Source organism: Robiginitalea marina, assembly GCF_024006985.1.
GTDB lineage: Bacteria > Bacteroidota > Bacteroidia > Flavobacteriales > Flavobacteriaceae > Robiginitalea > Robiginitalea marina.
In genome coordinates this window covers 17,471-41,607 of sequence record NZ_JAMXIB010000017.1, presented here as the reverse complement: position 1 = coordinate 41,607, position 24,137 = coordinate 17,471, and the positions used below count along the sequence as shown (strand labels likewise).

General features: G+C 56.5%; 23 protein-coding genes and 1 riboswitch. Of the genes, 10 read left to right on the top strand and 13 right to left on the bottom strand.

What is annotated here, in order from left to right:
- Positions 1-382: 382 nt before the first annotated feature.
- Entirely contained in the window at positions 383-1,816 is a 1,434-nt protein-coding gene (gene gnd / locus NG653_RS14180; protein ID WP_252742380.1) for an NADP-dependent phosphogluconate dehydrogenase, read from the bottom strand.
- 130 nt (positions 1,817-1,946) lie between these two features.
- Here gnd and zwf point away from each other — a divergent pair, with 130 nt between their 5' ends.
- Positions 1,947-3,473, top strand: coding sequence for a glucose-6-phosphate dehydrogenase (zwf, locus tag NG653_RS14175; RefSeq protein WP_252742379.1), 1,527 nt, complete (start codon positions 1,947-1,949; stop codon positions 3,471-3,473).
- A gap of 3 nt (positions 3,474-3,476) precedes the next feature.
- Positions 3,477-4,190: a 6-phosphogluconolactonase gene (gene pgl, locus NG653_RS14170; RefSeq protein WP_252742378.1), complete on the top strand. Its 714-nt coding sequence runs from the start codon at positions 3,477-3,479 to the stop codon at positions 4,188-4,190.
- Here pgl and NG653_RS14165 read toward each other — a convergent pair.
- The 5 genes from NG653_RS14165 to NG653_RS14145 form a co-directional block, all read right to left on the bottom strand.
- Positions 4,187-4,594, bottom strand: coding sequence for a 6-phosphogluconate dehydrogenase (locus NG653_RS14165; RefSeq protein WP_252742377.1), 408 nt, complete (start codon positions 4,592-4,594; stop codon positions 4,187-4,189). The genes pgl and NG653_RS14165 overlap by 4 nt on opposite strands.
- 25 nt (positions 4,595-4,619) lie before the next feature.
- A complete protein-coding gene (locus tag NG653_RS14160; protein ID WP_252742376.1) occupies positions 4,620-5,963 on the bottom strand; it encodes a DNA recombination protein RmuC in 1,344 nt (447 codons plus the stop codon).
- Positions 5,964-6,024: 61 nt separating this feature from the next.
- On the bottom strand, positions 6,025-6,825 hold the full coding sequence (locus NG653_RS14155) for an ABC transporter ATP-binding protein (RefSeq protein WP_252742375.1): 801 nt from the start codon (positions 6,823-6,825) through the stop codon (positions 6,025-6,027).
- A gap of 84 nt (positions 6,826-6,909) precedes the next feature.
- Positions 6,910-7,911, bottom strand: a complete 1,002-nt coding sequence (locus NG653_RS14150) for an iron chelate uptake ABC transporter family permease subunit (RefSeq protein WP_252742374.1) — start codon at positions 7,909-7,911, stop codon at positions 6,910-6,912.
- A gap of 26 nt (positions 7,912-7,937) precedes the next feature.
- Positions 7,938-9,131 carry an ABC transporter substrate-binding protein gene (locus tag NG653_RS14145; protein ID WP_252742373.1) on the bottom strand — a complete coding sequence of 398 codons (1,194 nt, stop codon included), beginning with the start codon at positions 9,129-9,131 and terminating at the stop codon, positions 7,938-7,940.
- 20 nt (positions 9,132-9,151) lie between these two features.
- Positions 9,152-9,374: riboswitch (cobalamin riboswitch) on the top strand.
- Positions 9,375-9,442: 68 nt separating this feature from the next.
- On the opposite strand from NG653_RS14145, the gene NG653_RS14140 reads away from it, so the two are divergent.
- Positions 9,443-11,305 (top strand): TonB-dependent receptor plug domain-containing protein, encoded by a 1,863-nt coding sequence (locus tag NG653_RS14140; RefSeq protein ID WP_252742372.1) that lies wholly within the window; start codon positions 9,443-9,445, stop codon positions 11,303-11,305.
- Positions 11,306-11,334: 29 nt separating this feature from the next.
- Here the strand turns inward: NG653_RS14140 and NG653_RS14135 are convergent, their stop codons facing one another.
- Positions 11,335-12,843, bottom strand: coding sequence for a GFO_1087 family putative carboxy terminal peptidase (locus tag NG653_RS14135; RefSeq protein WP_252742371.1), 1,509 nt, complete (start codon positions 12,841-12,843; stop codon positions 11,335-11,337).
- A 238-nt stretch (positions 12,844-13,081) separates the two neighbouring features.
- Between NG653_RS14135 and NG653_RS14130 the strand changes: the two genes are divergently transcribed.
- The 4 genes from NG653_RS14130 (at position 13,082) to NG653_RS14115 (ending at position 15,178) form a co-directional block, all read left to right on the top strand.
- Complete coding sequence (locus tag NG653_RS14130; protein ID WP_252742370.1) at positions 13,082-13,591, top strand: GFO_1088 family ECF-type sigma factor; 510 nt, start codon at positions 13,082-13,084, stop codon at positions 13,589-13,591.
- Positions 13,578-13,997: a PG0215 family putative anti-sigma factor gene (locus NG653_RS14125; protein WP_252742369.1), complete on the top strand. Its 420-nt coding sequence runs from the start codon at positions 13,578-13,580 to the stop codon at positions 13,995-13,997. The genes NG653_RS14130 and NG653_RS14125 overlap by 14 nt, the downstream gene beginning before the upstream one ends.
- A 10-nt stretch (positions 13,998-14,007) precedes the next feature.
- Positions 14,008-14,559, top strand: a complete 552-nt coding sequence (locus NG653_RS14120; RefSeq protein ID WP_252742368.1) for a GFO_1090 family protein — start codon at positions 14,008-14,010, stop codon at positions 14,557-14,559.
- A 67-nt stretch (positions 14,560-14,626) separates the two neighbouring features.
- Positions 14,627-15,178, top strand: a complete 552-nt coding sequence (locus tag NG653_RS14115; RefSeq protein ID WP_252742367.1) for a GFO_1091 family lipoprotein — start codon at positions 14,627-14,629, stop codon at positions 15,176-15,178.
- 267 nt (positions 15,179-15,445) lie between these two features.
- On the opposite strand, the gene purB is transcribed toward NG653_RS14115, so the two are convergent.
- Both purB and NG653_RS14105 read right to left on the bottom strand, forming a co-directional pair.
- Positions 15,446-16,789 carry an adenylosuccinate lyase gene (gene purB, locus NG653_RS14110; protein ID WP_252742366.1) on the bottom strand — a complete coding sequence of 448 codons (1,344 nt, stop codon included), beginning with the start codon at positions 16,787-16,789 and terminating at the stop codon, positions 15,446-15,448.
- Between the two features lie 72 nt (positions 16,790-16,861).
- Complete coding sequence (locus NG653_RS14105; RefSeq protein WP_252742365.1) at positions 16,862-17,431, bottom strand: adenylosuccinate lyase; 570 nt, start codon at positions 17,429-17,431, stop codon at positions 16,862-16,864.
- 30 nt (positions 17,432-17,461) lie between these two features.
- Here NG653_RS14105 and NG653_RS14100 point away from each other — a divergent pair, with 30 nt between their 5' ends.
- The gene (locus NG653_RS14100) at positions 17,462-17,935 is read left to right on the top strand and encodes a heme-binding domain-containing protein (protein WP_252742364.1); all 474 of its coding nucleotides are present in this window, start codon (positions 17,462-17,464) and stop codon (positions 17,933-17,935) included.
- On the opposite strand, the gene NG653_RS14095 is transcribed toward NG653_RS14100, so the two are convergent.
- Positions 17,877-18,590: an SIR2 family NAD-dependent protein deacylase gene (locus NG653_RS14095; protein ID WP_252742363.1), complete on the bottom strand. Its 714-nt coding sequence runs from the start codon at positions 18,588-18,590 to the stop codon at positions 17,877-17,879. The two genes, NG653_RS14100 and NG653_RS14095, sit on opposite strands and share 59 nt — an antisense overlap.
- A gap of 106 nt (positions 18,591-18,696) precedes the next feature.
- Between NG653_RS14095 and NG653_RS14090 the strand changes: the two genes are divergently transcribed.
- The gene (locus NG653_RS14090; RefSeq protein ID WP_252742362.1) at positions 18,697-19,368 is read left to right on the top strand and encodes a TrmH family RNA methyltransferase; all 672 of its coding nucleotides are present in this window, start codon (positions 18,697-18,699) and stop codon (positions 19,366-19,368) included.
- A gap of 70 nt (positions 19,369-19,438) precedes the next feature.
- Positions 19,439-19,819, top strand: a complete 381-nt coding sequence (locus NG653_RS14085; protein WP_252742361.1) for a VOC family protein — start codon at positions 19,439-19,441, stop codon at positions 19,817-19,819.
- Positions 19,820-19,832: 13 nt separating this feature from the next.
- On the opposite strand, the gene NG653_RS14080 is transcribed toward NG653_RS14085, so the two are convergent.
- From NG653_RS14080 to NG653_RS14070, 3 genes are all read right to left on the bottom strand, one after another.
- Positions 19,833-21,236 (bottom strand): hypothetical protein, encoded by a 1,404-nt coding sequence (locus NG653_RS14080; protein WP_252742360.1) that lies wholly within the window; start codon positions 21,234-21,236, stop codon positions 19,833-19,835.
- 344 nt (positions 21,237-21,580) lie between these two features.
- Positions 21,581-23,278 carry an alpha-amylase family glycosyl hydrolase gene (locus tag NG653_RS14075; RefSeq protein WP_252742359.1) on the bottom strand — a complete coding sequence of 566 codons (1,698 nt, stop codon included), beginning with the start codon at positions 23,276-23,278 and terminating at the stop codon, positions 21,581-21,583.
- A 50-nt stretch (positions 23,279-23,328) separates the two neighbouring features.
- Positions 23,329-24,108: a carboxypeptidase-like regulatory domain-containing protein gene (locus NG653_RS14070; RefSeq protein WP_252742358.1), complete on the bottom strand. Its 780-nt coding sequence runs from the start codon at positions 24,106-24,108 to the stop codon at positions 23,329-23,331.
- Positions 24,109-24,137 lie beyond the last annotated feature (29 nt).

Below are 24,137 nucleotides of genomic sequence, written 5' to 3'. Positions count from 1 at the left end.
GGCGCTGAGCCGGGGATACGGCCGATCGAATTTATCCCGCCCCCGGCGGGATCTTTTTTTTTCAACAGGTCAGGGTGTCCCCCGGCGCTGAGCCGTGGATACGGCCGATCGAATTTATCCCGCCCCCGGCGGGATCTTTTTTTTCAACAGGTCAGGGTGTCCCCCGGCGCTGAGCCGGGGATACGGCCGATCGAATGTATCCCGCCCCCGGCGGGATCTTTTTTTTCAACAGGTCAGGGTGTCCCCCGGCGCTGAGCCGGGGATACGGCCGATCGAATTTATCCCGCCCCCGGCGGGATCTTTTTTTTCAACAGGTCAGGGTGTCCCCCGGCGCTGCGCCGGGGATACGGCCGATCGAATGTATCCCGCCCCCGGCGGGACCTTAGGTTTTCTTCCAGTGGGTATGGAAGGCCCCTTCCCGGTCGGTCCGCTCATAGGTGTGGGAACCGAAGTAGTCGCGCTGCGCCTGCACCAGGTTCATGGGTAGCCTAGCCGTGGTCATGGCATCAAAATAAGAAAGGGAGGCTGAAAGGGCAGGCATGGGGATCCCCTGCGCGATGGCCCGCACCAGCAGGGCCCGGGCCGCTGGAAGACAGGCGATAATTTCCGGTACAAATCGTTTCGAAAGCAGGAGGTTTTCCAGGCCAGGGTCCTCCTCATAGGCCCCTGAAATCGCATCCAGGGCAGCCGCCCTTATAATACACCCGGCCCGCCAGATCCGGGCAACCGTGGCCAGGTTAAGCCCGTATCCGTATTCTGCCGAGGCTGCCGATAACTGGTGCAGGCCCTGGGCATAGGTCATCAGGAAGCCGAAATACAGGGCGGCCTCACAGTCGGTTTCCAGGAGGTCGGCCGGCACGGTCTGCGGTTCTGGTTTCGGGTATTGCCCTTCGCCTTGCTGACGCGCCGGTTTGAGGGCCGAGATGGCGCGGGTGGTCACAGCAATGTCGATGGTGGGCACCGGGATGCCCAGGTCCATGGCATTCTGGGAGGTCCATTTCCCGGTTCCTTTCTGCCGGGCTTTGTCGAGTATCCGGTCAATGAGGTCCCCATCACCCAGCGGGTCAGGCTGTTGGAAGATTTCTGCGGTAATTTCGACCAGGAACGATTGGAGCCGCCCCTGGTTCCAGCGGTGGAAGAGTTTGCTGAGGTCCCGGTTGGAAAATCCCCCAAGCGCAGTGAGGACCTGGTAGCACTCTGCCGTGAGCTGCATAAGCCCGTACTCGATCCCATTATGGACCATTTTTACATAATTTCCTGCGGAACCCGGGCCGAGGTAGGCCACGCAGGGTTCTCCCCTGAATTTGGCGGCGACGGCCTCGAATACCGGGCGCAGGGCTTCGTATACCCCGGGAGCCCCCCCCGGCATAATGCTCGGGCCCCGCCGGGCCCCTTCGGCCCCGCCTGAAACCCCTGCCCCAAAATAATGTAGGCCTGCCTCCCTGAGCCGGGCTTCCCTTCGGTCCGTATCGGTAAAATAAGAATTTCCGCCATCCACCACGATATCGCCGGGTTCCAGGACCTGCAATAGCTGGTCGAGGACCTGGTCCACCACCGCGCCGGCAGGAACCAGCAGCATTATTTTCCGCGGGCGTTCCAGCCTTTGGACGAATTCTGAAAGGTCAGTGGTAGCGGCAACCTGGCCCACCTGCTGCCCCTCTTGCTCAAGGGCCCCGGCCTTTTCCGGATCCAGGTCGTAGCCCAGGGCCCGAAACCCGTTTTCGGCTACGTTCAGGATAAAATTCCTGCCCATGACCCCCAGGCCAATCAAGCCGAATTCAAAAAAAGGTTCCCTGGGTGGTGTATGGGTGTCCATAGGTGGTGATGGGTTATTCAGATCGATTTTTTCCGCAGCCAAATTAATTCTATCTTCGCCAGGAATCCCCCAAAAATAGCTCAAAATATCTAGTTTCAGGTATCCCGGGCGGAAGGGACCAGTGACAGGCATGAATAAAATCCCCAACCAGCTTTTAGTCATTTTCGGCGCTTCCGGTGACCTGACCGAACGCAAGCTGATTCCTGCCCTCTTCAACCTGTTCCAGGGGAAGCACCTGTCCCCGCGTTTTACGGTGCTCGGGGTGAGCCGCAGTACGGGCGATGACGCCTCCTTCAGGGAACGGATGGTTTTAAAGAACAAATTCATCCCGCAGACCATCGGGAACTTTGGCCTGCGAAAGGAATTCTCCGAAAGGGTGTTTTACCACGACCTGGGGGATTCCTATGATACGGATTACGGCCCCCTGAAAGACCGCATCCTTGCTCTGGATGCCGATCAGGGTGTCGCGGGAAATGTGATCTTCTATTTTTCCACCCCACCCTCCCTTTACGGAACTATTGCGAAAAACCTCCATGCCCGCGGCCTGTTGGAGGAGTTGGATTCATACCGGCGGCTTATTGTGGAAAAACCCTTTGGGTATGACCTGGAATCGGCCCGGGAACTCAACAGGGAACTCCAGCAGTATTGCGAGGAATCCCAGATCTACCGGATCGACCACTACCTTGGGAAGGAAACGGTCCAAAACTTGTTGGTGACCCGATTTGCCAACAGTATTTTTGAACCGCTATGGAACCGCAACTACATCCGCCATGTGGAAATCACCAATGCGGAAAGCGAAGGGGTGGGCAAGCGGGGCGGTTACTACGAAAGGTCGGGGGCGCTGCGCGATATGTTTCAGAACCACCTCCTGCAGATCGTCTCCCTGGTGGTTATGGAACCCCCTATCGGGCCGCAGCCCGAGGAAATCCGCAACGAAAAAGTTAAGGCCCTCAAATCCCTTCGGGTCATGACTGACCCCAAAGTGCTCTTCAGCCATACCATACGGGGGCAGTACCTTGCCGGGAGCTGCAATGGGGAACAGGCGGTAGGCTACCGGGAAGAAGAAGGTGTGGACCCCCAATCGACTACTGAGACCTATGCGGCCATCAAGTTCTACGTCGACAATTGGAGGTGGTCAGGCGTCCCGTTCTACGTCCGCACGGCCAAACGCATGCCGACCAAGGTGACCGAAGTGGTGATCCACTTCAAGACCCCGCACCACCAGATTTTCCGGGGCTCCGGCATGGAGCAGTACGACAATAAGCTGATCATCCGGATCCAGCCCAACGAGGGGATGGCGATAAAATTTGGGGTGAAGGTTCCCGGCCAGGGTTTTGAAGTGGCCAGGGCCAACCTGGATTTCTATTATTCCGACCTCGGCCAGGTGACGGTCATGGAGCCCTATGAACGGTTGTTGCTCGACGCCATGAACGGAGACGCCACCCTTTACGCCCGGGCTGATGAAGTGGAGGCAGCCTGGAAGTTTGTGGACCCCATCCTGAAATACTGGCAGCATGGGGAAGATGTGGTCACTTACGGGTATTCCTCCGGGATGTGGGGCCCTAAGAATGCCGACGAACTTATCGAAGGGGATTTCGGGTGGCGTAACCCCGGGGAACACCTGCGGGACGACCCGGCCTTCTGTGTGATATCCTGATCTATGGAAATAGCGGTTTACGATTCCAAACTTGAAGTTGCCAGGGCCCTTTCGGACCGCCTGGTGGCCTGGAACCGGGAAGATGGCCTGAAGTCCCTGGCACTCTCCGGGGGCAGCACCCCAAAAATCTGGTTTGACGTCCTCTCCGAAAGCTATCGCGACACCTTGCCCTGGGAAGAACTATCTTTCTACTGGGGCGACGAACGCTGCGTGCCCCCTGGCCACCCCGACAGCAACTACGGGATGACCCATAAACACCTGTTGCGAAAGGTTGGGGTTCCGGAGGGGCAGATCTACAGGATCCGTGGGGAGGCCCCCCCCGGGCAGGAAGCGGGGCGCTACGGGCAGGTACTTAGGAAAACTCTCCCGGCCAGCGGGGGATGGCCTGTCCTGGACCTTGTGGTCCTGGGCCTGGGCGAAGACGGGCATACGGCATCGATCTTCCCGCATGAGGCCCATTTGTGGGATGCCCCGGACTGCTGTGTCGTGGCTACCCACCCCGGGAGCGGCCAGCACCGTATCAGCCTAACCGGGGGCGTGATCAACCAGGCCACCCGGGTTGTTTTTTTGGTGACCGGCCGAAACAAGGCCGAACGGGTCCTGGAGATCAGCCGCGGCCTTGAGGGGTCGGAAAAGTATCCGGCTTCCCGGGTGGCCCCCAAAAGCGGGAAGCTCCTGTGGCTGCTGGACGCCGATGCAGCCGCGCTGCTGCCTTAGTTATTGTCCCCGTCCTGCTCCCCCTTATTATTGCCGAATTTTTGAACGTGGGGAGACTGGGTGACCTGCACCCCGGTAATGAAGTATTTGGAATCGCCCCACCACGGGAAGGTGGCGAAGCGTTCCTCGTAATCGAGTTTTACATACTTCCCTTCCGCTTCCTTCAGGGCCTGGATGACCTCCTGGTCCCGGTCGAGTACGGAAAAGGAAAAAATCTGGGCGCCGGAAATCCCCTGGCTTACTTCCCCTTCCCAGGTTTTCATAAGGACGCCCTTTCGGCTGAATTTGATCAGCTCGCCCGAACGCACCCCTTCGCTGTAGGTGGCGTAATACAAAAAAACAAAGACCCCTGCGACCATGACGGCCAGGATCAAAACGATTTTGAGAACGGTTTTTTTGAACATTCTAATGGTTTTAAAAGGTTGATTACTACTCGGCTTCCCTTTCTCCTTCTTCGTCCGTTTCCTCGGCGCGTTTCAGGATGGGTTCCGGGAGCGACTTTTTGGCCTTCGCCCCCATTTTTCGCAGTTTTTCAATGCTGACAATTATGTTACCCCGACCTTCCACCAGCTTGTTCATGGCCCCGCGGTATTCGGTTTTGGCTTCGTCCATCTTTTTCCCCACCCGGGTGAGGTCGGAGACCAACCCCTCGAACTTGTCGTACAGGGCCCCGGCCTGCCGGGCGATCTCAATGGCATTCCGCTGTTGTTTCTCATTGCTCCACATGCTGTCGATGGTGCGCAGGGTGGCCAAAAGGGTGGAAGGGGTAACGATGACGATGTTTCGTTCAAAAGCGCGGTTGTATAAATCCGGTTCGGCGTTGATGGCGATGGAAAAGGCTGTTTCAATGGGGACGAACATAAGTACGAAATCGGGGCTCTCCATTTCGTAGAGGTCCTCGTATTTTTTTGCAGAAAGCTGCTCCACATGCCTTTTGAGGGAGTTCACATGGTCTTTCAGGTGCGTTTCCCGAAGGGTTTCCTCGGCGTTGACAAAGCGTTCGTAATCGGTCAGCGACACTTTGGAGTCCACAACCATCTTGTTCCCGTTGGGCAGGTGGATGATTACATCCGGCATGGAACGACCCCCGTCCTCGCGCTGGAAGCTTTGCTGCACCGAATATTCCCGGTCTTTTTCAAGGCCCGATTTTTCCAGGACGCGCTCTAAAACCAGTTCCCCCCAGTTCCCCTGCATCTTGCTGTCCCCTTTGAGGGCCCGGGTCAGGTTTTCGGCCTCCCGGGTGATTTTGAGGTTCTGGCTCTGCAGGTTCATCAGCTGCTCCTTCAGGGCCTGGTGGATGCCGTAGTTTTCCTTGCGGGTCTCCTCCACTTTGCTTTCGAATCGCTGGATGCGCTCCTGCAGGGGCAACAGGATGTTTTTTATGTTGTGTTGGTTCTGCTCGGTGAACCTGGTACTTTTCTCCTCGAGGATTTTATTGGCCAGGTTTTCAAATTCCCTGGTAAATGTTTCCTGCAACCGGAGGATTTCCTCCTTTTGTTCCCTATGTTTTTCCTGGAGTTTTTCCACCTCGGCCTCTTTACGGACCAATTCGTGGCCCAGGCGCTCCTTTTCCAGTTGAACGGCCTGCCATTGTTCCCTGGATTTATGCAGTTCCTCTCCGAGCAGCTCCAGGTTTTTCCCCAGTTGCTGTTCCCGCTCCCGCAGGGTGCTCTGGGCAGACTGGATCTTGAGGCGGGCGATATAGGACCCAAGCAGGAACCCCCCCGCCAGAAAGACGGCGGATAGCAGGGCCATAATCCAATACTCGTTCATAAACTGGATGCTTTGTGTAAAGATAGGAAGAAGACCGTAGAATAAAAGCAGCAACGGCACCTTACTTCGTTACCCTGAAATACCCGCTTTCGGCATCGAAACGGATGGTGTCGGCCGGAAACAGGGCTTCGAAACAGCCCGCTTCAATAAGTTCGCAAGGCGTCCCGAAACGGGCGGTTGCCGGCTGCAGGACCAGGATCTGATCGCACAATTGAATGGCCAGCCCGATCTCATGCGTCGAAAAAAGGATGGTTTTCCGGGTGCTGTGTGCGATTTCCTTCAGGAGCTTCAGGATTTTTACCTTGTGGTAAAGGTCGAGGTGGGTAGTGGGTTCGTCGAGGAGCATCAGGGGCGTGTCCTGGGCCAGGGCCCTTGCGATCAGTGCCCGTTGCAGCTGGCCATCGCTCAGGGTATGGCAGGGTTGCCCTGCAATGGCCTCCAGCTCCATTTTTCGCAGGGCTTCTTCCACCCCCTTCAAATCTTCGGGGCTTAGCTGGCCCAGCCAGTTCGTGTAGGGATACCTACCCAGGCCTACCAGTTCCCTGACGCGGAGGTGCTGGGAGGCCAGGGGTTCGGTCAGCACAATGCTCAGCAGCTGGGCCCTCCTTTCGAGGGGGAGTTTCTCCAGAGGCGTCCCCTCAATCAGGAGCTCCCCGGAGAGGGGGGGGTGCATCCCGGAAAGGGTCCGCAGCAGGGTCGATTTCCCTACCCCGTTAACCCCGACCACCGCATTGAGGCTTCCCCTGGGCAGCCCGAAGCGAAGGGCACCGGAAAGCCTGACCTCCCTCCGTTTATCCCTGTAGCCGATCTGCAGGTCCAGCACCTGAAGGGGGAGTTCGTTTGGATGGGGTTCCTGATTCATGGATGGGGAATGGTAGCAGCCCTGTGGCATCTTGCGAAAGTAGCCGCTGCAGGCCTAAAATCCTAATACCGGTCCCGTCGGGGCTTAAAATATCATCCGCCTCCGCCTGACGAGCAGCCAGATCACCACCGGGGCCCCAACCAGGGAGGTAATGGCATTGATCGGAAGCACGTAAGCCGAAAAGGGGAGTTGGGCCACCAGGTCGCAGAACAGCATCAGGATGCCCCCGTAAAGGAGCACCCCTGGCAAAAGTACACGGTGGTCCTGGCTTCTGAGGAGCTGTCGGGTAAGGTGCGGCACCGCCAGGCCGATGAACGCAATCGGGCCGGCAAAGGCAGTGATCCCGCCGGCCAACAGGCCCGTGCCCAGGATGATCCAGGCCCGTGTCCGGGAAAGTGAGATCCCAAGGCTTTGGGCGTATTTTTCACCCAGCAACAGGGCATTGAGGGCTTTGACCAGGCCCAGCCCAATTGCGGTTCCCACCAGGCAGAAAACCCCGAGGAGGCCGAGTTGGCCCCACCCCAGGTTCCCCAGGCTCCCGTAGGACCAGAAAATGTATTGTTGCAGTTGCTCGGCCGGGGCGAAATAGGAAAGTACCGTTACCAGTGCCGCCGTAATGCTCCCAAACATCAGGCCCACAATCAGCAGGGCCATGGCATCCTTCAACCGGGCCGAAACCAGCAGTACGGTTAGCAGTACCACCAGGCTCCCAAAACCGCTGGCCAGGGCCAGGGAAACATCGTTGACCAGCCAGGCCGATGATCCCCCGGCCAGGAGGGAAGCGCCCATGATGAGAAGGGCCGCCCCCAGGCTTGCCCCGGAACTCACCCCGAGGACAAAGGGGCCCGCCAGGGGGTTCCTGAAGAGGGTTTGCATAAGCAGGCCGCTCAGGGATAGTCCGGAGCCGACCAACAGGGCGGTTAGCGCTTTGGGCAATCGGTAGTTCCAGATGATGTATCCCCAGCTTTCCCTTGCTGCCTCCCCCCCGGCGAGGATTTCCAGGGTAGCTTTCAGCGGGATGTACACCGACCCCAGGCTGAGGTTGGCCAGAAGGGCCACCCCTAGCATCACCAACAGGAGGGCCATGAGCAAAGGGGTTTTTCCGGACGGCTTCACTCGGTTAGCGGTTTAAAGAATACCGGCTCGTAGTCGGGTAAAAGGCCCGGGTGGAACCAGTATATGAGGTCTTTGAGGACCAGGTCGGGGCGGTTGGGCCCCAGTTCGAAATAGAGCATCCCTTTCCCGGGGCCCAGGCTGCGGGCATAGGTAAGGACCTTCCGTTCCCGGAACGCCCTGAATTGTTGGTAATGCGGATTTGCCGCTGCCATTTCCCCGTAGGAAACGAACTGGGAGGGGGCGATCCAGAACTCCGCTTCGGTGGCGCGCTCCAGGACGGCTTCCAGGCTAAGGGAAAGGCTTCCCCGTTCCCCGGTATCGCCCCAGAGGTAACGGGCATGGGAGTCGCGGATAAAACTTGCGGCCCAGCTGTTTCCCCCGGGCAGGTACCAGACGTCGCGGTAGAGGGACCCGCTCAGCACCGTGGGCATGTTTTCTGAGCCGCTGGCCAGCCTGCGTGCCTCCAGATACTCCGTTTCAATGGTTTTAAAGACCTTTTCGGCCTCCTGTTCGCGCCCGAAGAGCAGGCCAAAAAGGAGGATCCATTCCGCTTTGCCGAGGGGGTCTTCCTCCATCCAGTCGCCGTTCAGTACCAAAGGGATGCCGGAGGCCTGGATGGCCTGGTAGTGTCGGGGGATCCCGGATACGCCAAAGCCCATCACCAGGTCGGGCTGCAGGGCAAGGACCTTTTCGGTGTTCAGGTGTTCGTTTGCCCCCAGTTCTTCCACAAGCCCATCAGCCATCCGCTGCCGGGTCAGGGGGGAAGAGACATAGTCCATGCCGGGGAAGCCCACCAGGCGCTCCTGCAGGCCCAGGGCTTCAAGAGAAGGAATATGGGTGGTTGACGTGAGGACGACCCGTTGTACCGGGACCCCGATTACCGCATCGAGGCTATCGGCCATACCGGTATAGCGGGGGACCTCCTGGCCGGGGACCAGGGCATACCGGAACTCCCTGGAAGCCCCCGGCCAGGGATTGCGAACGGTCAGGATGGAAACCCCATCGGGGCGATGCTCCGCGGAAAATCCTTTTGCATAGCGGGGTTGCATCGACTCCCGGGGTTCCTGCCGGGCATGGGGCGGGGTTTCCCTGCAGGCCGGCAACAGGGCGAAAAGACAAAGCAGGAGGGTCCGGTTCAGCATGTAGGTTCCTTCAGGCCCTAAAAGTACTTTTTTAAGGGCAGGATTCAAAAGTACCCGGAATTTGCATACTTTTAGCCCGGATCAATGGTTGCCCGCCCCCAGCTGGGGCCCGGGCATTAAAAGGGAATCCGGTGAAAATCCGGGGCTGTTCCCGCAACTGTAAGCTTTATCCCGACCCGCGGTCGGGATGCCTGCTGCCCACTTCGATACCACTGCGCGACCCCCCGGGGAGCGTGGGAAGGTAGGCAGCCGGACGCGAGCCAGGAGACCTGCCTTATCCAACGTCGAATGTTTAACCTTCGGGACTAAAGGTTAACAAGCAGCAATGCCTGAAGACATCCCGGATTACCGAATTCCGTATGGAAACAAAGCACAGGCTTTGGCTGGCCTTCCTGTGTGCAGGGTTTACCTGTTACTGCCAACAGCCATCTGATTCCACCCCTGTACGCCAACTCGAGGAGGTCGTGCTGATTGACTCCCGATTCCCCCTGCGGCGCGAGCAATCGGGCAAAACCGTAGTCCGGCTCGGGCCGGAAGAACTCCGCGATTATCAGGGGGCCTCGGTGGCCCAGCTCCTGAACCAGCAGTCCGGGTTTGAAGTATCTGGCAGCCGGGGCAGGCCCGGGGAAGTCCTCGGGGTCTTTGCCCGCGGGGGTCGGGGCCGGCAGGTGCTGGTGCTCATCGACGGGCTGCGCGTATCGGACCCCTCCTCTTTTTCCCAGGAGTATGACCTGCGGCTACTCCCCGTTTCGGCTATTGAATCGGTGGAGATCATAAAAGGGGCTGCCAGCGTGCTTTACGGGGCCAATGCGGCCACCGCTGTTATCGACATCCGAACCCGAAGGGCCGGCAACAGCCCCCTCCAAGGCCTGGTGCAGGGGAGTATGGGCACCCAAAACCCGGTAGGAGCCTCCAGGCCCGACCTGGGCCAGTTCAGCCATTATGCCGAAGTCGGGGGCCGGCAGGAGGGCTGGGATTACAAAGCAGCCTTTTCCCATAGTTTCGCCAACGGGCTTTCTTCCCTGGAAAACGGGGTGGAGGAGGACCCCTACAACAACTGGTCGGCCGACCTCGCAGCCGGCCGGCAGTTGGGCAGGAACTCCCGCCTGGGCATCCTGGCCAACCACACGCGCATGCGCGCAGCTTATGACGATGCCTTTAACGGAGTGGATGCCGCGTACTTTTTTCGAACGCAGCAACAGCGCCTGGGGTTACAGTGGCAATGGAAAGACAGCCTGCAACAGGTGGAGGTCAGCGGGGCCTATACCGAATACCGCTCGGAGAACCAGAGTGATTTCCCCGGTGTTTTCGAAGGGGAAAGCTGGACCGGGGACCTGGTGTACAAGCGCCGGCTGGCTGCGCAGCTCCATGGCCTGGTGGGCCTGAACGTCCTGGTGGACCGGGCCCTCCTGGAAGCCCGGGAACAGTTCAGCCTGGTGGACCCCTACCTGAACCTGGTCTGGAACGGAAAGGGTGGTGGCAACCTCAATGCCGGGCTCCGACTTAATTCCCATTCTACCTACGGCACACGGGGGGTCTACCACCTGAACCCTTCATACAGCCATCGCTTTAAAGGCGGGTACCTGAAGGCCATGGGGTCATGGGCCACGGCCTACATTACCCCTTCCCTCACGCAGTTATTCGGGGCCTTTGGGGCGAACCCCGACCTGGAACCCGAAACGAACCGCACCCTGGAGGGCGGGCTGGAACTCACCCTCGACAGGGGGGTGCGCCTTAGTGTCCTGTATTATAACCGCTCCGAGCAAAATACCGTGATTTTCAACAATGCAGATTTTGTGTACTTCAACAGCTCGGAAGCAGTGGCCGTTCGCGGCCTGGAAGGGGAGCTGGACTGGGAATGGTCGGCGGGGGCCCGCCTGCAGGTGAATTATGCCTTTACGGACCGGGAAGGGGGCGAGGCGATCCGCATCCCGCGGCACAAACTCAACCTGACTGCCCGGGCACCTATTTCCAAAAGGGCCTCCGCCCTGGTGCGGTACGCCTATACCGGTACGCGCACCGATACGGATTTTACGAGCTTTACCCCCGTGGAACTCCCGGCTTTTTCCCTGGTGGATGCGCGGGTCGATTACCAGATCTGCCCCGGTCGGCTCGAAGGCTTCCTGCAGGTATCCAACCTGCTGGGGGAATCCTATACCGAGGTGCTGGGTTTTGCCACCCCCGGACGCAATATGCTGGTGGGCTGGTCGCTCAAGCTATAAAAAAAACCTCCCGAAGGAGGTTAATAGGATTATTGGAAGAGGGCTTTCTGCAGGGAGGCCGGAAGCTCGATCTCTTTGTCGAGGACCATATTGTCTTTCATGGGCTTGAACATCCCGCTGTGGGTAAATGGCTCTGCCGGCATCCCTACCGCATCCAGGGTGCGTTTTCCGGCTACCCCGGTGATCTCCTGCAGGGCCCGGGCCAGCAACGGCTCGTTCGGGTCCCCCAAAACGCCAAGGTTTTCCAGGTCTTCCGCCAATTCGATATCCGGGGCAAACCCGGCGGTATAGTCGGAGAATTCCAGGACATTTTCATTACGCCCCACCAGGGGTTGGATGGCCCAGGTGTTTTCGGGGTTGATGCTGTTCACCCGCTCAGGGGTATAGATAAAGGGGGCGCCGGGACGGTTTGGGTCGTCTACCATGGTCAGGGAGAATTCATTCTTGCCCCGTGTGGTGGTGCCGATTTTTATAACGTCCATATACGGATTGAGTCCATTGATCACTAACTCGCTTGCTGAAGCCGTGCTGCGCGTAGTCAGGATATAGACGCGGCTCAGGTTAAGGGTGTTGACGGGCACTCCGGACCGTACCGAGCTGGCGAAAAAATCATCCAGGGCCTTCGGATCATCCCGGGTAAAGGCTTCCTGAATTTTGTCATTCCAGCGCTGGCGCAGGTAGAGTTCCTCGGTCCGGGTGCCGTAGATCATGCTTGAAAGCAGGCGGGACGTATTTACCGACCCCCCGGAATTATACCTCAGGTCCAGAATCAGTTCGGTGACATTCCGTGACTGAAAAAACCCAAAGGCATCATTGAGTTCCAGGTCGAATTCATTGAGGAACCCGTTATACATCAGGTAGCCGATGGTCTGCCCCCCGATCTCAAAGACTTCGGTGCGGAAAATAGGGTCCTCCTGAAACCCCTCTTCCTTGGTGAGGGTGACTTCCTTGCCGTTCGGGGTAATTTCAGTGCCCGAGATATCGGCCATATTCAGCGTGTAGGTAGCGTTTTCCCCGAAAAGAAGGCTTTGGTAGTTGTCGATCGTAAGGGTAACCCCGTTTACCCCGGTAAAGAGTTCCCCCCGGGAAATATCTTTGGAGGCGGCATCCGAGCCCGGGAGGATATACCGGACATAGCCGAAGACATTATTGCTCCCGCTGAACTGCACCAGGCCAAATTCCAGGCCATTGCTGCGGGAAATCCCCGCCAGGCTTTGGGTCAGCTCCGTGTAGTCGTCACTATAGAAGCTGAAGCGGTCGTCGAAAAACCGGAGTTTGTTTTCAAAAAAGGCGGCCGGGTTGCTTTCCGTTTCCAGGAATTCGGTATACTCCTGTACGGATTGGAACCGTTCATCGGCCAAATCGGGGATCTCGCCCTGCCAGAAGTACCACAGGTTCATGGCTTTCCACATAAAATCCTGTACCACGACATCAGCGGACGGATCGGGGTCAGGGCCATTGGGCCCGTCAATCCCATTGTCATCATTGCTGCACGACAGGACCACCAGGCCTGCCATCAGCAAGAACCACTTTTTCATATGCTTTTTTTTAAATACCTATCTTTCGACAAAGATCGTTCCAAAATTTCAGGAGAACAGAACCCTGGCCGAAAATCATGCATTCCCGCCCCGGTGGGCGGTTTTCTTTCCTTTTAAAAGCCCTAAATTAGATACCCTTACAGGAAAAAAAAATTATTTGTAACAAATTTAACCTCATTTCGTCTTGATGGTATAAACAGAAGATGAACAGGTGGCAACCCTAACAGCAAAGCCCATAATGACACCCTCCGAATTCATGGAATTGGTCACGCCGTTTAAAGACAAGGTTTTCCGACTGGCAAAACGGCTGCTGATTTCCACGGAAGAAGCGGAAGATGCCACCCAGGAAGTAATGCTCAAACTGTGGTCGGCCAAAAACAAAATAGGTTCCTATCGCAGCGTGGAGGCTTTCGCGATGACGATGACCCGGAATTTTTGCCTCGACCGGCTCAAATCAAAGCAGTCGGGCAACCTTAAGCTGGTTCACAGCAATTATTCCGACCCGTCGGCTTCCCTCCAAAAGGAAGTGGAAGCAAAAGACAGCCTTGGATGGGTGCGGCAGATTATGGACGAGCTTCCCGAGCAACAGCGTATGGTGCTTCAGCTCAGGGACGTTGAAGATTATGAATTCGAGGAGATCGAAGCCTTGCTCGACATGAAACCCACAGCGGTTCGCGTAACCCTTTCCAGGGCACGAAAAGCCGTCAGGGAAAAACTTATAGAAAAACATCGCTATGGAATTGGATAAGATAAATCAACTACTGGAAAAGTATTTCGAGGCGACCGCGACGGAAGCCGAGGAACGGGAACTCAGGGATTACTTTGCGAAAGGGCCGGTTGCCCCGTACCATGAAGCGTACGCCCCCATGTTCTCTTATTTTTCCGAGGCCGGAAAGGAGCGCTATACCAAGCAGGTCCCACTAAAAACCAGAAGCAGAAGCTACGGGTGGGTTTCCATTGCAGCGGCAGCCGTGCTCATGATCGGCCTCTATTTCGGGAAGCAGGCCCGCGACCAGCGCGAAGCGGAAATTGCGTATCAGGAAACCCGAAAGGCCCTTGGGCTCATCGCGCAGAACCTGGACCGGGGGACGGAAAAAGTCGCCTACCTGGGCCAGTTTGAACAAACAAAAAAGAAACTGTTAAACAACGATTAAAACAAAAATGATGAAAAAGTATATCGCTATTGCCCTGTTAGTACTGACCCCCCTGGCCGGGGCCGCCCAATCCATCTTTGACAAATACGAGGATATGGACCAGGTCAGTTCCGTGATCGTCAACAAGAACATGTTCGAGTTGCTGATCAAGATGGATGTGGATGTGGATGACCCGGAAGCCCGGGAATTCATGGAGATCGCCAAGAGCCTGAGCGGGCTGAAGGTCTTTGTTACGGAAGACAAGGGCATATCCGCCGACATGCAGGCCACGGTGGACAAATACCTCAAGTCGGCTTCTCTGGAGGAGCTGATGCGGGTGAAGGACAAGGAAGCCAATGTGAAATTCTATATCCGCAACGGCAAGGACAGCGACCACGTGAGCGAATTGCTGATGCTGGTCACCGGGATACAGAATGGCGGCAATGTGGAGATCGACAACCGCAAGATCGAAACCGTATTGCTGACCCTTACCGGGGATATCGACCTGACAAAAATCGGTTCCCTGACCCGGAAGATGAACCTTCCCGAAGAACTCGAGAAGGCCGAGAAGAAAAAGAACTAATTGAGCTGTGATGCGTGGAAAGGGGGCTGCCAAAACCCCCTTTTCGGGCGTCATAAAAAATCCAATGATGAACGATCTGAAAATAAGTAAGGGAATACGGGGTCTTGCCCTTTCCCTGTTGTTCCTGGCAGGGTGCTCGGGCACGCAGAGCCTGCAGGAGTATTATGTGGACAATGCGGAGAACCCGAACTTCCTCGCCCTCGACGTGCCGGCAAATATCGTAAAGCTCGATGCAGCCAACCTGAGCGAAACCCAGAAGGAAGCCCTGGGGTCGCTGAAGAAGCTTAACATCCTTGCCTTTCGCAAAACCACGGAAAATGCCCAGGCCTATCTTGAGGAGAGTGCCCGGGTAAAGGAGATCCTGGGGAACCCCGATTTCAAGGAACTGATGAAGTTGAATTCCAAAATGGCCAAAGGGGTGGTGAAGTACCTGGGCGAAGGCGATGCCATCGATGAAGTCGTCATTTTCGGCGACAGCAAGGACCAGGGTTTTGCCCTGATCCGGGTACTGGGCGACGACATGAACCCGGCCCATTTGATGCAATTGATGCAGGCCCTTCAGAAATCCGACCTGGACGGGGAGGCTTTTAAGGAGCTCTCCGGGCTGTTCAAGGGTTGAAATTCTCCCTTACGTCACAAAAAATCCCATGGGCTTTCAATAAAAGCCCATGGGATTTTTGTTGGACAGACGTTCTAAGTGCTTTTCCGGAAGCATAAAGTTCCAAATGCCATGCAAATCAGAAACAGGGAATCCCTGGCAAACCCCGGGAACATGGGGACGTGTATTTCGCCGCCCGGGATGGCTGTAGGCCCTCCCCGGACCAGGCCGGTATCGAAATCCCGTATCCCCATTCGGTGGAAATCCACAAAGAAGGGTAACCCCGGTTCAGATGCCGGTATACGTTTCGGGCCGGAAGGATTTGAGCTCTTCTCTAAGGGATTCCGAAACGTCCAGCCCATCGATAAAGGCCCTGATGGATTCCCCGGTGACCCGGCTATTGGTTCGGGTAAGCCCCTTGAGGGCCTCGTACGGATTCGGGTACCCTTCCCTTCGGAGAACCGTTTGGATGGCTTCGGCCACCACGGCCCAGTTGTCTTCCAGGTCCTGCCGGATCTTCGCCTCATTGAGCAGGAGTTTGCCCAGGCCTTTCTGGCAGGCCTGCAAGGCGATGAGGGTATGGGCAAGGGGGACCCCGATGTTCCTGAGCACCGTACTGTCGGTGAGGTCGCGTTGCAGGCGGGAGACCGGCAGCTTGGCCGAGAGGTGTTCAAAGAGGGCATTGGCCAGGCCCAGGTTCCCTTCTGAATTCTCAAAATCGATTGGGTTCACCTTGTGCGGCATGGCCGAGGACCCCACTTCCCCTTTTTTGATCTGTTGCTTGAAATAATCCATGGAGATGTAGGTCCAGAAATCGCGGTCCAGGTCGATCAGGATGGTATTGATCCGTTTAAGCCCGTCAAAAAGGGCTGCCATGTGGTCGTAATGTTCAATTTGCGTGGTGGGAAAGGAATAATGCAGCCCGAGCTGGCCTTCGACAAAACGCATTCCAAAGGCCTTCCAGTCGGTTTCGGGATAGGCGGCATGGTGGGCGTTGAAATTTCCCGTGGCCCCACCGAACTTGGCAGGGAACGGGACCATGGCCAACAGGCTTCGCTGTTCGCGCAACCGCTGGGCGAAGACCTCGATTTCCTTGCCCAGTCGGGTAGGGGAGGCCGGTTGCCCATGGGTGCGCGCCAGCATGGGAACTTGCGCCCATTCCCGGGCCAGGGCCGTCAGTTTTTCGCAAAGCGCTTCCAGGGCCGGTTCATATACCTGCTCCATAGCTTCCTTTAACGATAGGGGGATGGCCGTATTGTTTATGTCCTGGGAAGTGAGCCCGAAATGGATGAATTCCTTGCAGGAACCCAGCCCGAGGGCGTCAAAGCGCTTTTTCAGGTAATATTCCACGGCTTTTACATCGTGGTTGGTGGTCTGCTCGATGGATTTTACCTCCAGGGCATCATCAAGGGAAAAATCTTTGTATAGAGCGCGTAACTTCCTGGTAAGCGGTTCATCCAGGGCAGGGAGCTGGGGTAGGGGCACGTGGCACAGGGCGATGAAATATTCCACTTCCACGCGTACCCGGTAGCGGATCAGGGCTGCCTCTGAAAAGTAGTGTTCCAGGGAGCTCACTTTATCGCGGTACCTCCCATCTATGGGGGAAATGGCCAGCAGCGTATGGTTTGACATGATCGGCGGGTAAATTTAAAAGGCCAAAGATACGGAAACCCTGGGTTTTCTGGTAGGTTGGCCCCGGGCCTTTCAGGGACATTGCAGTCCCCTGAGTACCCTTCTCGCCCGTGCCTGGTAGGCCGGGGATGCGGTTGGATATTGTTGTTCGAGGATGGCCCTGAGTTCCCCGCAGATCCAGCCGAAGTCTTTTCCCAGCAAAAGCAGCGAATGCATGCTGTAAATTTTAGGGGCCACCTGCCCCGGGGTCAGGAGCCAGTCGAAGCAGGCTTCGGCCAGCGCCTCCTTCTGTTCGGGGGTTAGCGGGGGCCTGGTATCCCTGGGCGCGTTGGCATAGAAAGCCTTCAGGAGTTGTTCGCTGATTTTGGCCAGGGGCCGGATGGAGGAATCCCGCCGGGGCCCGCTGATCCCCCGGGTAAACTCCCCCAGGAAAGGATACAGGAGGTCCGGTTGTGCCTGGTGTACGAATTCGAGCACCCAGCAGGCCCGACTCCCCGCGGCGTCGTCGCATCCCAGGCAGATTTCGAGCAAGGGGCCTATAAACTTGGGATTCTCCAGGAAAAAGCCCGCCATTTCCAGGCGGTCTGCCCGGGTGGCCTTTATACCTTCAAGGCGTAATTTTAATTGTGATTTTTGATCCAATGCACTACTTTAGGCCAAAACTTAACGGGTATGAAATTAGGTAAAAAAATAGCCCTGGCCTTGTTGGCAGTATTCCTGGGAATGCAATTCTTCAGGCCTGAAAAGAATGTTTCCACGGAACCCCACCTGCAGGCCTTCCTGGCGGAGACCAACCCCTCTGGCGAGGTTGCGGGAATTTTGGAAACCAGTTGTTACGACTGCCATAGCAACAACACTGTGTATCCCTGGTACAACCAGGTAGCCCCGGTATCCTGGTGGCTGGCCGACCACGTCGATGAAGGGAAGGAACACCTGAATTTTTCGGACTGGGATTCCTACAACGCGAAAAAGAAGGACCACAAACTGGAAGAGGTAATCGAAATGGTGGAAGCCTCCGAAATGCCCCTCAATGAATACACCTGGACCCATGAGGAAGCACGCCTTACCGATGCCCAACGGGAAGCGGTCATGGAGTGGGCCCGTCAGACCCGGGCCCTGTATCAATTAGGCGACGCACCAAAATAGGGAGCCCCGTAGCCGCTCTTTCTGCAATGATTTCAAGGGATTCCAGGTCACCCTCCCGAAGGTTGGGACGGGGGTCGACGAGGAACATGCGGCTGCCTGCCTTCCGGTAATGGACCAGCCCCGCTGCCGGATACACCTGCAGGGAGGTCCCCACCACAATCAGGATATCGGCCTGCATGGCCAGGGCAGCGGCCTGTTCCAGCATGGGCACTGCTTCTCCAAACCAAACGATATGCGGGCGCAGGGGGTATCCTTCTCCGCAGCGGTCTGAGGCCAGCAAATCGCCCCTCCAGGGATATACCCGCTGGCCGGGCCCGGTGCTTCTGGCTTTCAGCAACTCCCCGTGCAAATGGAGGACGCGGCTGCTCCCCGCCCGCTCGTGGAGGTCATCTACATTCTGGGTAACCACATCGACCTCAAAATGCTTTTCCAGTGCTGCCAGGGCCAGGTGGCCCGGGTTCGGGGATACCTCCAGGAGTTGCCGGCGGCGCTGGTTGTAAAACTCCAGCACAAGGCCAGGGTTCCTGGCAAATCCTTCCGGGGAAGCCACCTCCATGACGTCGTGCCCCTCCCATAGCCCCCCGGCATCCCTGAAAGTCCGCAGCCCGCTGTCGGCGCTGATTCCCGCACCGCTAAGTACCACTACCTTTTTCATATCCGCTGTTTTACCCCGGTTTCCGGCTTCCCTGCAGAGGCCTCAAGGGTGACCACAACCCGGGCATTTCCGTTTCGGGGAAGAAATTTGTTAAATTTAATCCGGAATGAGCGCAATGGCAAGGACAGACCCGGAATTGTTGGCTTACCTGGAGGGGTACCTCACCCCGCAGCGCCGGGAGCGCTTTATGAAGGTCCTGTCCTGGCGCACGAGGTACCTTACGGTGGCCCTTGAGGATGTGTACCAGATGCATAATGCCAGTGCGGTGATCCGCTCGTGTGATGTTTTTGGCATACAGGACGCCCACCTGATCGAAGGACGCTTTGGGCGCCGCCTCGACAAGCGGATTGCCATGGGGGCCCAGCAGTGGGTCGATGTGCACCGGTACGAGGACAACATGGCTTGTCTTGAAGCCCTGAGGGCAAAAGGCTACCGGATTGTAGCCACAGTCCCCCGGGAGGAAAGCTGCCCCCTGGACGCTTTTCGGCTCGATAGCCCTGTAGCCCTCTTATTTGGCACAGAAAAGGAAGGGCTTAGCGCAGAGGTCCTGGCACAGGCCGATGAGGCCATCCATATCCCGATGCACGGGTTTACGGAAAGCCTGAATATTTCCGTTGCCGCCGCCATCATCCTCCGGCATTTAAGCGAACAGCTGCATCGTTCGGAGCTGCCATGGCAGCTCAGCGAACAGGAAGTCCTCGAGAAACGCTTTGACTGGACCTGCAAGAGCATCCGGGCTGTCGATGAAATCCTGGCCCGCTACCGCGGGGCATCGTGAAAATGCGTACCTTAATTCAGGCACTTTGTGCCACAGCAACTACTCATCAAACCTAAAAAAGTCAAAACCCATGGAGCAAAATCCGATTGGCTGGGTGGAAATTCCCGTTACAGACATGGATCGGGCAAAGGCATTTTACGAAACTGTATTCCGGTTGGAGATCGAAGTGCACCCCTTCGGGGACCTGGTAATGGGCTGGCTCCCCTATGCCCAGGGCAAGGAAGGCGCCTCCGGTTCCCTGGTCCTGCACCGCGAAGCCTACAAGACCAGCGAAACCCATGGCCCGGTCATCTATTTTTCCAGGGTGGATGTGCAGCAGGAACTGGAACGGGTGGAGGCCGCCGGGGGCCACATCCTGCAGCCGAAGACCCGGATCTCTGAAGACATTGGTTTTATGGCCCTGTTCAGGGATTCAGAGGGAAACCGCATTGCGTTGCATTCGCGTGTTTAAGCCACCCCGGGCATTATTGGATCGGGATGGGCAGGTTTTTCAGGGTATCCCTGATTAGCGGGATCTCCAGCCCTACGATAAACCGCCAACGTTCAAAGGAAATATTGGTGGTGAAATTGCGGGGCTGGGCGTTTATGCCTTCTGCCGGGATCTCTGGGCTTGAGTCGATCCGGCTGCTGGTAGCCGCATAACTGCTGCCCAGGGTGAAGTTGCCCCACGGAAAGTCGAGGTCCACTCCTAAGGCCACGTGCCAGAAGTCATCGAGTAAATTCACATTAGCGCTGCTCTGGTTAATCAGGTCGAAAAGGTTGGTTCCCTGCTCTGTGGCCGAAAAATCGGAGGAAAAGCTTCCGATCAGGTTAACGGATTCTGAAAGATATACCTCGGCCCCGGCGCCAAAATTAAAGACTTGCCTGAGTTGTTCCCGAAAAGGGTTTTCCCCCACGGAAGCCTCACCGTTAAGGACCGGAAATGCAATGCGCTCATAAGATGGCACGGCCCCATGCCATTCCATATTGAAGTGCAACTTGTTTTTTTTCCAGGGAACCCCTGCCCCCAGGGCAATTCCAAGAGGGGTTTTTCTTTGCCCTTTCAACCCGCCGAATTCTTCGGCTACAATAAAGTCTTCTTCGGCGGAAAACCCGCTGAGCGATTCCAGGTAGGTAAAGGAGGTCTTGTTTCTAAGGGAGGTGAAGGGCAGGCTCACATTCATCCCAAGGTCGATACCTGACCATTGCCAGGCCGCCCCGAGCCTGAGGAACAAACCATGGGTTTTTTGCTGGTAGGAAAGCCGGTTGTTGTACGCGATCACCGAATTGTTTTCCCGCTGTTCATTGATGAGGATGTCGGCCCGGCCCTGTATCTCATAGATGCTTCCGAACAGGGACGCCCCTACAGCGAAGTGTTCCGAGAGGGAATGGGCCCAGGTTACCCCGAACCACTCTTCCCGGAGCTGGTCTTTAAAGGAGAGGTCGGTAAAGCTGCCTTGGATATCGGGAAGGATCTGTATGGGGTCCTCCTTCAGGAGGCCAGAATTATACCCCAATTGTATATCGGACCGGTGCCTTGACAGGATGGAATAGGCGAATTTGTGGTTCGGGAGGCGCTTTACACTGAAGGTGCCGGCAATGGTCGCCGGGATGCCACCGAAACTATTTGAGCTTAACCCTTTTTCCGTTTGGAGGATGTTGTCGAACTGGTACCGGGACCATTGGTAGGCTTTTCCCCCGATGGTGAATGCAGGTTGTTCGATCAGCGCCAGGCGGGCAGGGTTGTAATAGGTGAGCCCCAGGTCGGAAACGCTCCCGGTAACGTTGCCGTTAAGCAGCACAGACTGGTTCCCGAAATTCTCGAATTTATAGTTCCCTTCCTGCCCCAGGAGGATCATGGGTAGGGAGGCCAGCAGGGCTGATAGCAAATGAAATATTTTGGACCTTTCCCGTAACATAATAGGGAAATATACGGAATCCGCCGCTAACCATCATGTCCCGGTTCCGGGCTCCGGGCAAACCTGACGGCCAACCTGAGCCTGGGGTGGTTTGGCCTGAAGATGGCGTACACCTTCCGGGGTACAACAACGTTGCCCCGGGGTTAAATTTCAATATTCGATAGGCCTGTGTTGGCTGGTAGTCCAAACCATGTTTACAGGCCAGTGAACTAAGGGTTGAAATTTCGGTTTTTTCTCTTTTGGTTCCGGCTTTGTCTTTTGGTACAGGCGGGTTTCTACCCCCAGGCGGGGCAGCCCATCCGGCTGATTTGCCCCTATTGGGTGCCTGCCAGTTCAAGCAGCGCAATGTCAAAAGGAGTATCGAGTTCCACCCGCCCGTTTTTCACGACAACCTTTGAGCCTGAGTACGCGTCGTACAGGCTCGTACCATCCCCGAAAAACCCTTTTACGCCCAGGGTTTTCTTTCCTTTGGGCAGGTCGAGTCCCACCACTACCTTGTCGCGGTAATCGCCATCGGTATAGGTACGACTGAAGACATAGGGCTTGCGCGAAAGCCGGTTGTGTCGTCCTGCCCCAATCGCGGGATGGCGCTGGCGAAACTGCCCGAGTTTCTGCCAGTGCGTAAGGATGCTCCTGGTTTGTTCCAGGCTGTCGACAGCTTCCCAGTTCATAAATGACCTGAGGTTGGCGTCCCCTACAGCCCCTTCCGCCTTAAGGCTTCGTGCAGTTTCGTCCCCGTAGTAGACCTGAGAGGCTCCCGGGGTCAGCAGCAGTACATTGGCCGCCCTGTACGGTTGCAGGCGGTCCGGGTCAAAGGGCGACCCGTCATCGTGGGAACTCAGGTAGTTTAAAACACCCTTTCCTTTCAGTTGGGTGTTGAGTAATTTATGGTATTTGCCGAATATCTGCTCGTAATCTTTATGGGCATCTTCCTTGAGCTCGAAATTGATCAGGCTGTGGAATCCATGGGAGAAATAATCCACCTTCCTGTCCCCGAAATCGAAGTCCCTTCCCCCGGAAATCCCATAATTGTACACTTCTCCAACCATGAAGAAGGGATTGTCGTCCAGGACCTTCGCGGGATTCCTTTTTTTCCAGGATTCGAAGGCGTGGGCGGCTTCCCGGTAAAGTTCGGCCCAGGCTTTTTCATCGGCATGCTTCGCGGTATCCACCCGGAACCCGTCGATCCCAAGGTCATTTACATAATCGGTAAGCCATTTGATGAGATAAAAGCGCGGGGCCCGTGGATATCCGGTGCGCTCGAAAAAGCCCTGAAGTTCGTCCAGCTCGTTGCTCAGTCTTCCTTCCGCCTTCCATTTGGCGAGGAGGGCATCTGGCAATTCCACCGGTTGGTCCGACTCGGTGTAGATGTCGGGAAGGTTGTCCACCAGGGTGCAGGCTGTCGTATTTTCATATGTGGTAAACCCGCAGGTAGGCTCAAGCCGAACCCAATCCTCCGGCCATGCCGGATCAGCCTCAGTTACCGGCCCGGTATGGTTGAGGACCACGTCCATCAGGATGCGGATCCCCCGTTTGTGGGCGGCCTCCACCAGGTTTTTCAGGTCTTCGTAGGTGCCGAAATTCGGATCCAGGGCTGTCCAGTCCCTCGCCCAGTAGCCATGGTACCCATAACTGTTTCCCGTCCCTTCGTCCGTATCCCCGTGGATTTGTTCGACCACCGGGGTAAACCAGATAGCGTTGACCCCCAGGTCTGTAAAATACCCCGATTCGATCTTTTGGGTGATCCCCGCCAGGTCGCCTCCCATAAACCCGCGTAAGGGACCTGTGGGGTTGGTGCGTCCAAAATTCACGTCATTCCCGGGGTTCCCATTGTGGAAACGGTCGGTCAGCAGGAAATAGACGTTGGCCGCATCCCAAAGGAAAGGGATGGTATCGTTTTTTACCACAGGGGTATTTGAGGGTTCGGGATTAAGGCGGGAAGCGGTTTTCGGGTCTGTCCTGCAACTGGCAAGCAACAGGCAGGTCAGCAACAAAACCAGGGGTTTGTTCATCGGTCGGAGATTTTCCCTAAAACTAAAAAATGCCCCTTGAAATCGAAAATTTATTTTTCGCGGTTCAACACCTTGAATTCCTCATAGCAACTGCTCAGGGCATCGAGGATCTGGAGGTCGTTGGCCGTTTTGATAAAGGAGTTGGAATAGTTGCAATTGGTCAGGATATCTTCAATGTCGACCTTTTCGAGCTGCAGGAGCTCCATGAGGGTTTCCCGGTCGAATTTCGAAGCGAGCAGGTCCCGGATGCGGTCGTCTTCCTTGATTTTTCGCAATTTCCGCATCTGGTTGGGCTGCCTGCCGAAAAGGTTTCGCAACAGGTCTGCCGGGTTCATGATGGCCCCCAAAACCTTGGTCACTGCCCCGGGGGTCTTATTGCCCGCCTCATAACTGACCGGAAGGCCCGAAATGCTGTACTGGTAGCCGGTATTGATGGGGAGGTTTTTGACGTCTATCTCGAGGTAACCCGTGAGCTGATAGGGCCTGACGATCACTTCTTCCAGGGCATAGGCAAGCTCGGTAAGGGCAATTTCGGTGTCCTCGAACCGGAACATGTCATTGGTTACCCTGATTTTCTGGGACTTAAACCCGAGGTAAGAAAAATACAGGGTGTCATTGACCGCTGCCCGGATCGAAAATTCCCCATTCTGGTCGGTAATCGTACCCACCACCTGGTTCAGGTTAACCACATGCACGCTTTCCAGGGGCCTGTCGGTCTGGGCATTCACCACTACCGCCCTGAAGGTGCCATCCAGGGCTTCGCCTCCGGTTTCCTGGGCCAATGAAGGCACGGCAACCAGGAGGGCCAGTAAAAATAAGAGTCGAGACATGCGTTCTATCCGCCAAAGCAAGGCCAACG

Excerpts from the sequence above, each read along its gene's own strand:
- NG653_RS14125 (WP_252742369.1), top strand. The coding sequence starts at position 13,578 with ATGGAATTGGATAAGATAAATCAACTACTGGAAAAGTATTTCGAGGCG.
- NG653_RS14150 (WP_252742374.1), bottom strand. The coding sequence starts at position 7,911 with ATGGCCCTCCTGTTGGTGATGCTAGGGGTGGCCCTTCTGGCCAACCTC.
- zwf (WP_252742379.1), top strand. The coding sequence starts at position 1,947 with ATGAATAAAATCCCCAACCAGCTTTTAGTCATTTTCGGCGCTTCCGGT.
- NG653_RS14075 (WP_252742359.1), bottom strand. The coding sequence starts at position 23,278 with ATGAACAAACCCCTGGTTTTGTTGCTGACCTGCCTGTTGCTTGCCAGT.
- NG653_RS14135 (WP_252742371.1), bottom strand. The coding sequence starts at position 12,843 with ATGAAAAAGTGGTTCTTGCTGATGGCAGGCCTGGTGGTCCTGTCGTGC.
- NG653_RS14070 (WP_252742358.1), bottom strand. The coding sequence starts at position 24,108 with ATGTCTCGACTCTTATTTTTACTGGCCCTCCTGGTTGCCGTGCCTTCA.
- NG653_RS14120 (WP_252742368.1), top strand. The coding sequence starts at position 14,008 with ATGAAAAAGTATATCGCTATTGCCCTGTTAGTACTGACCCCCCTGGCC.
- NG653_RS14165 (WP_252742377.1), bottom strand. The coding sequence starts at position 4,594 with ATGTTCAAAAAAACCGTTCTCAAAATCGTTTTGATCCTGGCCGTCATG.
- gnd (WP_252742380.1), bottom strand. The coding sequence starts at position 1,816 with ATGGACACCCATACACCACCCAGGGAACCTTTTTTTGAATTCGGCTTG.
- NG653_RS14095 (WP_252742363.1), bottom strand. The coding sequence starts at position 18,590 with ATGAAAAAGGTAGTGGTACTTAGCGGTGCGGGAATCAGCGCCGACAGC.
- NG653_RS14160 (WP_252742376.1), bottom strand. The coding sequence starts at position 5,963 with ATGAACGAGTATTGGATTATGGCCCTGCTATCCGCCGTCTTTCTGGCG.
- NG653_RS14090 (WP_252742362.1), top strand. The coding sequence starts at position 18,697 with ATGAGCGCAATGGCAAGGACAGACCCGGAATTGTTGGCTTACCTGGAG.
- NG653_RS14115 (WP_252742367.1), top strand. The coding sequence starts at position 14,627 with ATGAACGATCTGAAAATAAGTAAGGGAATACGGGGTCTTGCCCTTTCC.
- NG653_RS14155 (WP_252742375.1), bottom strand. The coding sequence starts at position 6,825 with ATGAATCAGGAACCCCATCCAAACGAACTCCCCCTTCAGGTGCTGGAC.
- NG653_RS14085 (WP_252742361.1), top strand. The coding sequence starts at position 19,439 with ATGGAGCAAAATCCGATTGGCTGGGTGGAAATTCCCGTTACAGACATG.
- NG653_RS14130 (WP_252742370.1), top strand. The coding sequence starts at position 13,082 with ATGACACCCTCCGAATTCATGGAATTGGTCACGCCGTTTAAAGACAAG.
- NG653_RS14140 (WP_252742372.1), top strand. The coding sequence starts at position 9,443 with ATGGAAACAAAGCACAGGCTTTGGCTGGCCTTCCTGTGTGCAGGGTTT.
- NG653_RS14100 (WP_252742364.1), top strand. The coding sequence starts at position 17,462 with ATGAAATTAGGTAAAAAAATAGCCCTGGCCTTGTTGGCAGTATTCCTG.
- pgl (WP_252742378.1), top strand. The coding sequence starts at position 3,477 with ATGGAAATAGCGGTTTACGATTCCAAACTTGAAGTTGCCAGGGCCCTT.
- purB (WP_252742366.1), bottom strand. The coding sequence starts at position 16,789 with ATGTCAAACCATACGCTGCTGGCCATTTCCCCCATAGATGGGAGGTAC.